The organism is Staphylococcus gallinarum, from assembly GCF_029774255.1.
GTDB classification, from domain to species: domain Bacteria; phylum Bacillota; class Bacilli; order Staphylococcales; family Staphylococcaceae; genus Staphylococcus; species Staphylococcus gallinarum.
The window spans coordinates 1,267,634-1,280,939 of sequence record NZ_CP069082.1 but is presented as its reverse complement, the minus strand read 5'-3'; the positions used below and the strand labels follow the sequence as shown (position 1 = coordinate 1,280,939).

General features: G+C 33.2%; 10 protein-coding genes and 1 other annotated feature. Of the genes, 2 read left to right on the top strand and 8 right to left on the bottom strand.

The features are described 5' to 3' along the window. The first annotated feature begins 101 nt into the window (after positions 1–101). Positions 102–920: an alpha/beta fold hydrolase gene (locus JN168_RS05940; RefSeq protein ID WP_042738476.1), complete on the top strand. Its 819-nt coding sequence runs from the start codon at positions 102–104 to the stop codon at positions 918–920. 592 nt (positions 921–1,512) lie between these two features. On the opposite strand, the gene JN168_RS05935 is transcribed toward JN168_RS05940, so the two are convergent. Beyond that, complete coding sequence (locus JN168_RS05935) at positions 1,513–2,703, bottom strand: bifunctional folylpolyglutamate synthase/dihydrofolate synthase (protein ID WP_371664061.1); 1,191 nt, start codon at positions 2,701–2,703, stop codon at positions 1,513–1,515. Positions 2,704–2,786: 83 nt separating this feature from the next. Then, on the bottom strand, positions 2,787–5,417 hold the full coding sequence (locus JN168_RS05930) for a valine--tRNA ligase (protein ID WP_119624539.1): 2,631 nt from the start codon (positions 5,415–5,417) through the stop codon (positions 2,787–2,789). A 42-nt stretch (positions 5,418–5,459) separates the two neighbouring features. Next, positions 5,460–5,700 (bottom strand) — a binding site (T-box leader). A 59-nt stretch (positions 5,701–5,759) separates the two neighbouring features. Between JN168_RS05930 and JN168_RS05925 the strand changes: the two genes are divergently transcribed. Then, on the top strand, positions 5,760–6,320 hold the full coding sequence (locus tag JN168_RS05925; protein WP_279526233.1) for a DNA-3-methyladenine glycosylase I: 561 nt from the start codon (positions 5,760–5,762) through the stop codon (positions 6,318–6,320). A 130-nt stretch (positions 6,321–6,450) separates the two neighbouring features. Here JN168_RS05925 and JN168_RS05920 read toward each other — a convergent pair whose 3' ends face one another. The 6 genes from JN168_RS05920 to hemC form a co-directional block, all read right to left on the bottom strand. After that, positions 6,451–7,845 carry an MFS transporter gene (locus JN168_RS05920; protein WP_042738472.1) on the bottom strand — a complete coding sequence of 465 codons (1,395 nt, stop codon included), beginning with the start codon at positions 7,843–7,845 and terminating at the stop codon, positions 6,451–6,453. Between the two features lie 347 nt (positions 7,846–8,192). Next, positions 8,193–9,269: an AbrB family transcriptional regulator gene (locus JN168_RS05915; RefSeq protein WP_042738471.1), complete on the bottom strand. Its 1,077-nt coding sequence runs from the start codon at positions 9,267–9,269 to the stop codon at positions 8,193–8,195. A 90-nt stretch (positions 9,270–9,359) separates the two neighbouring features. Continuing rightward, positions 9,360–10,643, bottom strand: a complete 1,284-nt coding sequence (gene hemL, locus JN168_RS05910; protein WP_232138592.1) for a glutamate-1-semialdehyde 2,1-aminomutase — start codon at positions 10,641–10,643, stop codon at positions 9,360–9,362. A gap of 13 nt (positions 10,644–10,656) precedes the next feature. Beyond that, positions 10,657–11,634, bottom strand: coding sequence for a porphobilinogen synthase (hemB, locus tag JN168_RS05905; protein ID WP_107511959.1), 978 nt, complete (start codon positions 11,632–11,634; stop codon positions 10,657–10,659). Continuing rightward, a complete protein-coding gene (locus JN168_RS05900; RefSeq protein WP_107511960.1) occupies positions 11,624–12,310 on the bottom strand; it encodes a uroporphyrinogen-III synthase in 687 nt (228 codons plus the stop codon). The genes hemB and JN168_RS05900 overlap by 11 nt, the downstream gene beginning before the upstream one ends. Positions 12,311–12,329: 19 nt before the next feature. Continuing rightward, a complete protein-coding gene (gene hemC, locus JN168_RS05895; RefSeq protein WP_107511961.1) occupies positions 12,330–13,256 on the bottom strand; it encodes a hydroxymethylbilane synthase in 927 nt (308 codons plus the stop codon). Between the last annotated feature and the right edge of the window lie 50 nt (positions 13,257–13,306).

Sequence of the window (13,306 nt, the reverse complement as noted above, 5' to 3'; positions counted from 1 at the left end):
TTATATTTTGAATTTTCAAAATATTAAAACCTATTTTGTTTTGCAAATTATTTCTAAGTGCTATAATGCTTAATAATCAACTACTTTAAAGGGGGACTTTGATGAAAATTAAAATAAACGATATATCATTAAACTATAAAATCTATGGCGAAGGTCGACCTTTATTATTCATTCATGGAAATGCACTTAACATTGATAGTATGGATAAGATTTATGAACCATTATTACAGGACAGTCAACAATTTCAAAGAATCTACCTAGATTTGCCTGGTATGGGAGAATCCCCATCCACACCTAATATTACAAATTCTGATGAAATGTTAGCGTACATAATGAAGTTTATTGATGCTTTAAATTTAACTGAGCCTTTAGCATTAATCGGTCATTCTTATGGTGGTTATTTAAGTATTGGCTTAGCACATAAATTACAGGAAAAAGTTGCGGGATTATATTTAACGTGTCCAGTAGTCTATGCAGAAGATAAACAAAGACGCATACCAGAAGGAAAGCAGATCATTGATCAACATTTTGATTTACCAGAAGAAAGTGATTATTTAGCTGACTACCTCGATACGACTACAAGAATCAATCAAAAAACGTGGGATTATTATATAAATACGATAGTGCCTGGATATCAAAGCGCTGACGAACCGTTTATGGATAATATTAGAAGAGACAATGATAAATATTACAAATTTAGCTTTGAAGATGACATAAATATTGCCAACAATACTGTTATCACTTTATTACTAGGTAAATATGATAATGTCGTTGGTTATCAAGATCAAGTAGATTTCTTTACGTCATTTCCTAAATCAAGTTATACCGTCTTTAGTGATGCGGGACACAATTTCTTTATAGACCTATATGATTTTAACAAATTGTTTATAGATAATTTCTTACAAAGATTAACAGAATGAAAGATATTATACAAAGATGCAACGACATAGTCTATTTCAAATTTAACAACAATAACATATACATGATTCCTAGAAAAAAGCACTCAGATAGTTGTTTTCAATTTATCTGAGTGCTTTATATATATTTTGAATTATTCGCTCACTACCTTAGAGTATTTCTCTATCTCGGTCATCGACTGTTAGTGCTACATTAAGCATCTCGTCAAAATACTTCCAAATAATTATGTTTCACAATAAAATTATTAAAAAAAATAGTCAGCATTTTGAACTAAGTATATTTCAAAACCTAGTTTAAACAAAAGCTTTGGCTTTATACAGTAATTTGCGTTTAATTTAAATATCGACTCTAGTTATAAACCAAGTCAAAAATTAAACTGCCATTATTTTCATAATATTTAATATATGAAAAGTAATAGTGCAACAAACTAGTCATAATTTTAAAAATGAAAAAGACAATTCCTATATTATTTAAAATAGAAATTGCCATTTTTCAAATATCCAAAAACGTTATGTTCTGGACTCTAGTTATTTAGTTATTTGTTTTGAACAAATTTTAGTCTTTAAACTAGCATTTCGCTTTAAATACTTAAAATTAAAATGTCACTTTTGCTTTAACTTCACTTATAAAGTAAAGGCTACCTGTAATCAACAGGCCTTCCCCTTCATAATTTTCAATAAAGCGTACACAATCATCAACTAATACTTTATCATCTACCTTAATTTCATCAAAAATTGTTTGTTTGTCTAACGCTTTGTGAAAGTCAAAGTCCGTAACATAAAAAGTATCTGTGATTTCTTTCAATTGATCAACCATAGAAGTGATTGGCTTACCTTTAGTTGCGGCAAACAATACATCGAGTTTATCTCTATGATAATAATTTCTAATCGTTTCAATCAATGCTTCAATGCTTTCATTGTTATGTGCGCCATCAACAATCATCAATGGTGATTCTTTAACCTGTTCTATTCTACCTGTCCAAGTTACAGATTCTATACCATCGATCATTTTGTTAAAGTCTAAATCAACAATACCCGCTTCATTTAATTCAATTAAAGCAGTAATGGCAAGTGCAGCATTTTCCTTTTGATGTTCACCTAACATATTAAGCATCAATGTTTCAAGTTCATAGTCTTTATAACGGTAAGTAAATTCTTCGTCTTCTGAAATAATACTTATATCTCTTTCGAATTCAATACCGTCAGCACTTTGCTGTTCAACCAATTCACGAATAATATGCAATGCGTCTTCATTCTTAACGGCATAAATAACAGGTGTTTCAGGTTTAACAATTGCACCTTTATCTCTTGCAATATCTGCATATGTGTCACCCAAAATGTCCGTGTGGTCCAAGCCGATACTCGTTAAAATTGATAATATTGGTTTAAATACATTTGTTGAATCATTTTTTATTCCAAGCCCTGCTTCTATTACTACGAAATCGACGGGATGTAGTTCGCCAAAGTATAAAAACATCATCGTAGTAATGATTTCGAATTCAGTGGCCGTTCCTAAATCCGTCTCAACTTCTAATAATTCACTAACAGGTTTAACCCTTTGAACAAGTTCAACAATTTCGTCATCGCTGATTGGAACACCATTCAAACTAATTCTTTCATTGAACGTTTCAATAAATGGTGAAGTAAAGGTTCCAACTTCATATCCATTATCAACTAACGCTGATCTTAAATAAGCCACTGTAGAACCTTTACCATTTGTCCCACCAACATGAATACCATTTATATTAAATTGTGGATTGTTCAGTCGTTCTAGCATCCATTCCATACGTTTAACGCCTGGTTTGATACCAAATTTAGTTCGTTCATGTATCCAATATAAGCTGTCAAGGTAATTCATGTTTAGGACTCCTATGATTTTAATTGTTTAATTCGTAACTTAACACCATCATATTTTTCTTGATAAGTTGTTTGTTTATTTCGTTCTTCATTGATTACTTTCTCAGGTGCTTTGTTTACGAAATTTTCATTTGCCAATTTCTTATTTACACGATCTAATTCTTTTTGCCATTTATCTAGCTCTTTTTCTAAACGAGCAATTTCTTTATCCATATCAATGAGTCCTTCTAACGGCAATACAACTTCACCAGCTGTTGTAATCGATGTAATTGCCTTTTCAGGTATTTCAATTGAAGTTTCAATCGTTAGTTCGCTTGGATGGCAGAATCTGTCGATATAATTAGAGTTATTGACTAATGTTTCCTTTGTGTTTTCATTTTTTGCTTGAATAAAGATTGGAATAGCCTTTGATAACGGTGTATCTACTTCTAATCTAGATTGTCTTACAGATTTGATAATTTCAACAAGTTGTTGCATTGTTTCTTTACTGTCGTCAAAAATAAGTGATTCGTCAACTGTTGGCCATGCTGCATTGACAATTGTTTCACCATGATGTGGTAAGTTTTGCCAAATTTGTTCAGTAACAAATGGCATAAATGGATGTAGCATTCTCATTGTATTATCTAATACATAAGTTAATACTGATCTTGTCACTTGTTTTTGAGTTTCATCTTCACCGTTCATTGGTATTTTACTCATTTCAATATACCAATCACAGAATTCATCCCAAATAAAGTTATACAATGCACGCCCAACTTCACCAAATTCATATTTTTCACTAAGTTCTGTAACATTGGCAATTGTTTCGTTTAAGCGTGTTAAGATCCATTTATCTGCTAATGATAAATTGCCTGAAAGATCAACATCATCAACATTAAATGATTCACCTATATTCATGATACTAAATCTTGCTGCATTCCAAATTTTATTGATGAAATTCCAAACTGATTCAACCTTTTCCGTAGAATAACGTAAATCATGACCAGGTGATGAGCCTGTCGCTAAGAAATATCTCAAGCTATCAGCACCATATTCATCAATAACATCCATTGGATCAACGCCATTACCTAATGATTTACTCATCTTACGGCCGTCTTCAGCACGTACCAAGCCATGTAATAATACATCATTAAATGGTCTCTCACCTGTAAATTCTAAGCCTTGGAATATCATACGTGCGACCCAGAAGAAGATAATATCATACCCAGTAACCAATGCATTGGTTGGGAAGTAACGTTTGAAATCGTCAGCATCAACGTCTGGCCAACCTAAAGTTGAAAATGGCCATAAAGCACTTGAGAACCATGTATCTAATACATCAGCATCTTGTGTCCATTCTTCTGGATTGTCAGGAGCTTCTTCACCTACGTAAATTTCACCTGTTTCATTATGATACCATGCTGGAATTTGATGTCCCCACCATAATTGTCTAGAGATCGTCCAGTCTCTGATTTCTTCCATCCAACGGTTAAAAGTTTTTTCAAAACGTGCTGGTACAAAATCAATTCTATTATCAGTATCTTGATTATTTAATGCTTGCTCAGCTAAAGGTTTCATTTTTACAAACCATTGCGTTGATAGATAAGGTTCAACAACTGCACCAGAACGCTCAGAGTGACCTACTGAATGTTCATGCTCTTCAATTTTAATTACTAAGCCTTCTGCTTCCAAATCTTTAACTAATTGTTCACGACATTCAAAACGATCCATGCCTTCATATTTTCCAGCTTTATCGTTCATTTTACCAGATTCATCCATAACAATTATGCGTTCAAGATCATGTCGGTTACCTATCTCGAAGTCGTTTGGATCGTGTGCAGGCGTTACTTTCATTGCGCCACTACCAAAATCAATATCAACATATTCATCAGCTAATATTGGTAATTCTTTACCTATAATTGGTAGGATGACCTTTTTACCGATAACATCTTTATATCTATCATCATTCGGGTTTACAACAATTGCTGTATCACCAAGCATTGTTTCTGGTCTTGTTGTTGCAATTTCAATGTATCCTTCACCATCGGAATATGGATATTTAAAGTGATAGAATTTGCCTTGTACATCTTCGTGGATTACTTCGATGTCAGATAACGCAGTACGTGCAACTGGATCCCAATTGATAATATATTCGCCACGATAAATTAAGCCTTTATTGTACATATCAACGAATACTTTTTTAACAGCTTTACTTAAACCTTCATCTAAAGTGAATCTTTCTCTACTATAGTCTAAACCTAATCCTAATTTAGACCACTGGTTACGGATAAAGCTTGCGTATTCTTCTTTCCATTCCCAAGCTTTTTCAAGGAATTTTTCTCTACCTAAATCATGTCTAGATAAACCTTGTTCATTTAACTTCGCTTCAACTTTAGCTTGTGTTGCAATGCCTGCGTGGTCCATTCCTGGTAGATACAGTGTATCGTAACCTTGCATACGTTTCATACGTGTGATGATATCTTGTAATGTCGTATCCCATGCATGTCCTAAATGCAATTTACCCGTTACATTTGGTGGTGGAATAACGATTGTATATGTTTCCTTTGAATTATCTTCTGCAGCTTTAAAATATCCATTGTTTACCCATTGGTCATATCGTCCTGACTCAACTTCGCTCGGATTATATTTTGGTTTCATTTCCATTTGATAAAATCCTCCTTAAAATAAAAAATATCCGTCCTAATAATATAGGACGGATATTCCGTGGTACCACCTAAATTCATGAATCAAGTTATACTTAATCCATGCACTCATTATATGATTAACGCTCAAACACGCTTTAACCTAATCTACAAACGACAAACGCCGTATTTCAGTAAAAGTTCAATGTGGGCTACCTTCAATAAGTTAAACTATACACTTTCAGCTTACCGTGTACTCTCTGTCAAATCTAACTCTATTTACTCTTCCCAAAAGACAATATTTATTTCCTTAATTATAGTATAATGGATAGAGCAATAAGTCAATGCACTAGGGGGAAAATTTATGAATGAATGCGCTTTTGGCACAAAGGATCCAATTTACATACAATATCATGATGAAGTATGGGGACAACCGCTATACGATAGTCATGCATTATTCAAATTGTTAGCACTTGAATCTCAACATGCCGGTTTATCATGGCTAACTATTTTAAAGAAAAAAGAAGCATATGAAGCTGCTTTTCATAACTTTGATCCAGTAATCGTATCAAAGATGACATCTAAAGATATAGATAACCTTATGGACTTTCCAAATATCGTTCACCATCGTAAAAAATTAGAAGCTATTGTTGAGCAAGCTAAGGGTTTTTTGAAAATAGAAAATGAATTTGGTAATTTCAGTGATTTCTTATGGTCATATGTGGATCATCAACCTATTGATTTTAACTACAAACACAGTTCTGATCGTATTACTATAGACGATAGAGCAAGACAATTATCTAAGGATTTAAAGCGTTATGGCTTTAAGTTTTTAGGACCAGTCACTGTATTTTCATTTCTTGAAGCTGCGGGTTTGTATAATGCACATCTACAATCATGCCCTAATAACCCTAAATATCTATAATCAATTTAGCTATTAAACAAGATATGTAACAACCGTTTCTACAATATAATAAGTATACAATAAAGAGCAGACCCGAAATAAAATTTCAGGTCTGCTCTACTTAATTCTTGATAAACATTAACTATATTGATTATTTAACTTCTGATTTCCACCATAGTGAATCTTTTGGATTTTCTACGGCCATTTCAAATTCTTTCTCTGTAGCAACTGTTGGATAAGAACCTTTTAATGATTGTTTTGATGTATCTTTAAATAAGAACAATACAACCAATAAACCAATAATACTTACTGCTAATAAGTAAAACGCAGGTGCTAAGTTATTATTTGTAACATGTACTAACCAAGAAGCAACTAATGGTGTTGTTCCACCAAATATTGAAACGGCGATATTAAACGTCCATGATAATGTTCTATATCTCACATTTGTAAAAAATAATGTTGGCAATGTTCCTGGCATTGTTCCTTCATATACGGATAAGACAATTCCAATCATTAATAAACCAATAAATAAGAAACCTAAATTTCCGCCATTTAAAAATTGGAACGAAATGATTGAGAAGACAATACCTAAAATTAAACCAACGCTGATAATTTTCTTGTTACCACTCTTATCGCCTAAGCGACCAAACATAATAGCAAATGGTAACATAATAATTAGTACAACTGCTGTAATCGGTGTACTGATTGTATCTTTTATGCCGACAATTTCATCTAAGTATGAAGGCATATATCCTAGTAACATATAGTTTGTAATATTGAAGAAAGCAACAAATACTACACATAATAAAATGTCACGTTTATTTTCTTTAATGATTTGTAAGAAACCAGGTTCATCTTCTTGATGATTTGCTAAGTCATTTTCAAATATTGGCGATTCTTCTAAGTGTGATCTTAAGTATAAACCGAATAAACCAATTGGAATACTTACGAAAAATGGGATACGCCAACCCCAAGATTGCATACTTTCAGATGGAATCAACCAAAACATAATAGTGATTAATACCGAAGCAAAAATGTAACCAGATAAAGTACCTAATTCTAATCCACTTCCCAATCTAATACGTTTGTTATCAGGTGACGATTCTGCAATATAAACCATTGCACCTGCATATTCTCCACCTACTGAAAAACCTTGCATTATACGAGCTAATAATAAAATAATTGGTGCCCATATTCCAATTTGATCATATGTAGGTAAAATACCAATGATAAATGTAGAAATCGCCATTAAAATGATGGTCGATGTTAGTACAACTTTTCGTCCATATTTGTCCCCAATTTTCCCAAATACAATGCCACCGACAGGACGTAATAAGAACGCTATCGCAAAAGTGGCAAATGTAAATATAAGTTTGATTTCATCATTTTCAACTTGACTGAAAAAGTTTTTACTTATAATTACGGCTAAATATGAATATAAAGCAAAATCAAACCACTCCATAGCATTACCGATACCAGTCGCAAATACACTTTTCTTTGCCTGATTTATGTCTACGGTGTTAATTTTATGCTTGTTAAACTTCATGACATATACACTCCTTTTATTTACAAGAAGTCATTTTAGCATGTATCAACTAAACGTCAACAGTTGATTTTACAATAAAAATCAATGCGTAAGCGGTTACTTACAGTGAGGCGTGTTGTTAGAAACGTTTAAAAATTTTTTAACAGTCAGAAAAGTCGGAATATTATATCGGTAAAAAATAACATATCATGAGTATATTTACACCAAGATTAATAGTGTATCCTGATTTTAATGTAATCAACTTATATAGTACAAAATGTATTTTTTCTATAAAATGTCATGAAACAATCACAATTAAAAACAAACTCCTAATAACAAAATGAATGGTTATTAGGAGTTATTATTAATTAATTTTTAGTACGTGAATGTGCTCTATATTGCAGATAATACTTCAATAAAGGAGCAATTAAAAATAATATAAAGAATATTCTAAAGATATGATAACTAGATATCATGGCTACATCGGCTCCAGTCTCTATAGCTACTAACACAATTTGACTCATTCCACCTGGTGCAGCACCTAGGAACAACTCATTTATAGAATGATCTGACACCAATGAGATAATATAAACCATTACAAATGCTAATAGGATAAGCATTACATTTTGAAAAGCGATAGCTACTGCTATACGACCTTTCATTTGATTTAATAAATTAGCAATTTGAACACCAATTCTAATCATATAAATAACTTGCGCAGCAGCAATGATGTAATTATCTAATGTAAATGTTATTCCAGTCATCATGTTCCAAATAATTAATACTACAATTGGGGCAAGTAACTGTCTAGTTGGAAAGTTGATTTTACCCATTAAGTAATAAACAACAGCAATAGCTACAATTAATAAAGCTATATTAGGTAAGTTTAATGCTTCTGTTAATTTCTGACTAGCAGTAGAAACAGCACCTGCATGTCCACCACTGTCTCTAAAAAAATAAGAAATAAATGGGACCAATACAACGACAAATATAATACGTGACGTTTGTGTTAAACTAACAACCATGATATTTGCTTTTTTATCTTCTTCTGCCATGACTAGCATTTGACTTAATGCACCAGGTATTACACTTAAAATGGCTGTCTCGGTATTAACTTTCGCAATTTTCTTAAAGAAATATGCAATTATTAATGCTAAGACTAATAACATAATGGTAATTAAAACAATTGTTAACCAATCGTCTTTAATATCATAAATTACTTTCTTAGTAAATGTGCTTCCAATTTGTACCCCTAAGAGAATGAGTCCAATTTGACTAAGCCAAAATGGCCATTTGATATCTAAATGAAAGAACCTGATACAGATTACACTTGCTATAATCGGGCCAAACATAAACGGTAGTAAAATGTGTGCTGAATGCAATAGCAAACTGAGTATAATGGCTAAACCCAAAACAATTAAATTGTTTCTTAAATGTTTATTCATGACTTCACAACTTTCGTTATTTTCTTTGTCATTTCAAGCAATAAAAAATGCCCGTTCAACGCTTCTGTTGTCCGGGCACATTGTTGAAAATTATACAATTCTGCTTAATGCAGTATCAAATGCTTTAATTGTTTGTTCAATATCTTCTTTGGTGTGTGCAGTTGAAAGGAATGTACCTTCAAATTGTGATGGGGGTAGAAATACGCCTTCATTAGCCATTTCTCTATACATTTGGCTAAACAATTCTAAATCACTACGATTTGCTTCGTCAAAGTTAGTCACTGGCCCCGGGTTTAAGAAATACCCTATCATTGAACCAGCACGATTAACTGTGATAGGTACATTATGTTTACTGAATACTTCTTTTAAACCTGTTTCCAGTATATCTCCTAGTTCATTGAAGTAATCATATGATTCTGGTGTAAGTTGACTTAATGTCTCATAGCCACTTGTCATCGCTAATGGATTACCTGAAAGCGTACCAGCTTGATAAATATCACCAAGTGGCGCAATTTGATCCATTATTTCTGCTTTACCACCGAATGCACCAACTGGCAATCCGCCACCTATCACTTTACCAAGACAAGTTAGGTCCGGAGTAACATTAAAGTAACCTTGTGCACAGTTATATCCAACTCTAAAGCCTGTCATGACTTCGTCAAAAATCAATAAAGAACCATATTCAGTCGTGATATCTCTTAATCCTTGTAAGAAACCTTCTACTGGTGGTACAACACCCATATTTCCAGCAACAGGTTCCACAATCACGCCTGCAATATCGTCACCAAACTCTTCAAAAGCCACTTTAATTGCATCTAAATCATTATAAGGTACAGTTATTGTATTCTTTGCAATACCTTCAGGTACACCAGGTGAATCAGGTAAACCTAAGGTCGCCACACCTGAACCAGCTTTGATTAATAAAGAATCACTGTGCCCATGATAACAGCCTATAAATTTAACAATTTTATTTCGTCCAGTATATCCACGTGCTAAACGTAAAGTATCTAATGTTGCTTCTGTGCCTGATGACACCATTCTTACCTTTTCAATAGAAGGAACACGTTCGATAACGAGCTCAGCTAGTTTGTTCTCTTGTAATGTTGAAGCACCAAAACTAGTACCTTTATCTACCACTTGATGAATACTATCAATCACTTGTTTATTTTGGTGACCTAGAATAAGCGGTCCCCAACTTAAGACATAATCTATATATTCATTTCCATCAATATCATAAATTTTTGATCCTTTGCCATGATCCATAAATATTGCTGGTGTATCTACTGATTTGAAAGCTCTAACTGGACTATTGACACCACCTGGCATCAATGTCTCAGCTTTTTGCATCGCCTGTTCAGAATTCGTATACCTCATTAATTTATCCTCCTTATTGTTCGTCTAGATAACGACAAATATCTTTTGAGAAGTAAGTGACAATCATATCTGCACCTGCACGTTTCATAGAAATCATTTGTTCCATAACAACAGCCTTTTCATCTATCCAACCGTTTAATGCAGCAGCTTTCGTCATACTATATTCACCACTTACATTGTAAGCTACTACTGGAATATTCGTTGTATTTCTAACGTCTCTTATAATATCTAAAAAGCTTAATGCCGGTTTGACAATCATCATATCAGCACCTTCAGCTAAATCACTGTCAAGCTCTCGCATAGCCTCTCTTCGGTTCGCTGGGTCCATTTGATATGTCTTACGATCTCCGAATTGTGGTGTTGATTCCGCAGCATCTCTAAATGGTCCAAAGAAACTTGATGCATATTTAATACCATAACTCATGATTGGTACATTTTGATAACCAGCAGCATCTAATCCTTCACGAATCGCAGCAACAAATCCATCCATCATATTACTTGGTGCAATAATATCTGCGCCCGCTTCAACTTGAGAAATTGCTGTCTTCACTAATAATGGTAATGATTTATCATTATCCACATCTTTTGTCTGTTCATTGATTACACCACAGTGACCATGATCTGTATACTCACATAGACATGTATCAGCTACTACAAGTAAATCACTATATAATGATTTAGCCTTGCGTGTTGCTTCTTGGACAATTCCGTTATGGTCATATGCACCTGTACCTACATGGTCCTTTTCATTGGGTACACCAAAGAACATAATGGCTCTAATACCTAATTCATATGCTTCTTTAATTTCTTCTTCTACTAAATTTAAGCTCAATTGATATACACCAGGCATTGAGACGATTTCTTCCTTAACGTTATCTCTTTCTACTACAAATATCGGATATATTAAATCCTCTTTATGAACGTGTGTTTCACGAACGATATCTCTCATTGACTTACTACTACGTAATCTTCTGTGTCTATCAAATTGCATTATCTTTCCAACTTTCTAAGATTTTATTTACTAGTGAATCTAGTGTTTGTATATTGGCTTTTGTAGCTTGAATATCAAATTTATTAATTGTTGCTAATGTTTGATCTCCAATTACATAATAATGATTAAAGTCGATATCACCGGCTTGATTAAAGAAAAATTCTACTGCTGATGAGCTCGCAAATGTAATTGCATCAACTGCATTATTTGATAAAAGCTGTATAACATTATTTATATTTTCAGTATGTGGAATAGGCTGATATAAGTCAATTTTCTGAACTGAAAATGATTGATCTTCTAATGCATATTGTAAGTATGGCCTAGCAGCTTGGCTAGAAGGAATTAATATTTTACTATGTTTTTCACCTTGGAAGTCTTGAATAAAACCTTCTTGTGAATAATCTTTAGGGCAATAATCAACTTGAATCCCTTTAGATTGGCAATATTCTGCAGTCTTTTTACCAATTACTGCAACATGGTTAACGTGTGTTTGTGTAAAATATGGTAAAAAGTACTCCACTGCTTTTTTAGACGAAAAAATAAGCCAGTCATAGTTAACTTCTAGTAATTCAGTATCAAAGGATAATGGCGCTACATCAATTAATGGTTTGTGTAGTATACATACATCCTCTCTCTTAAATTTACTAGTTTGTGTCATAACTATAACTGGTCTCATTGATTTCACCTCAAACGATTTATTCAGATTCGTTTAATGTCTTAATTATTTCATATGCACCTTGTGCATTCAATACTTCTGTTACCTTTTCACCTAATTCTACAGGATTTGTACCTTGTTCTGTATGTTGATAACGTGTCTTACCATCTGGTGACATAATTAATCCTGTGAATTCAATCAAACCATCAGAACCTTTAGTAGCATAACCACCAATTGGCACTTGGCAACTTCCATTCATTCCTGCTAAGAATGTACGCTCTGCGGTAACACAATCTGCAACATCTGCATTGTGTACTTGTTGTAATAAATCAAGTAACTCTTGATCATCTGATCGACATTCAATACCTAATGCACCTTGGCCTATTGCGGGAATCAAAGTATCTTCGTCTAGATAAGAAGTTACAATATCATCTGACCAACCCATACGTTTAAGTCCTGCTGCTGCTAAAATAATGGCGTCATAATCTTCTGTTTCTAATTTCTTAAGACGAGTGTCGATATTTCCACGTATCCATTTTATTTGTAAATTAGGATGCTTAGCTAGAATTTGCGCACCTCTTCTTAATGAGCTCGTTCCTACAATACTATTATCAGGTAACTCATCTAATGGAACATGATTTTTTGCTATATAGGCATCGTATGGATTTTCACGGTCTGGAATACACCCCAATGTTAAGCCCTCAGGAATAACACTTGGAACGTCCTTAAGTGAATGAATTGCCATATCTATTGAATGATCGAATAATTCATTTTGAATTTCCTTAACGAATAAACCTTTACCACCAACCTTCGATAATTGTTTATCGATAATTCGGTCACCTTTAGTAACGATTTCTTTGATTTCAATTTCTAAATTTTCATCAATGGCCTTTAATTTATCTATAAATTGTTGGCTTTGTGTTAAAGCAAGTTTACTCCTACGAGAACCAACGACTAGTTTACGCATGATGTGCCTCCTTGTGTCAATGACTGTATGTCATTAAATCATGAATAGCT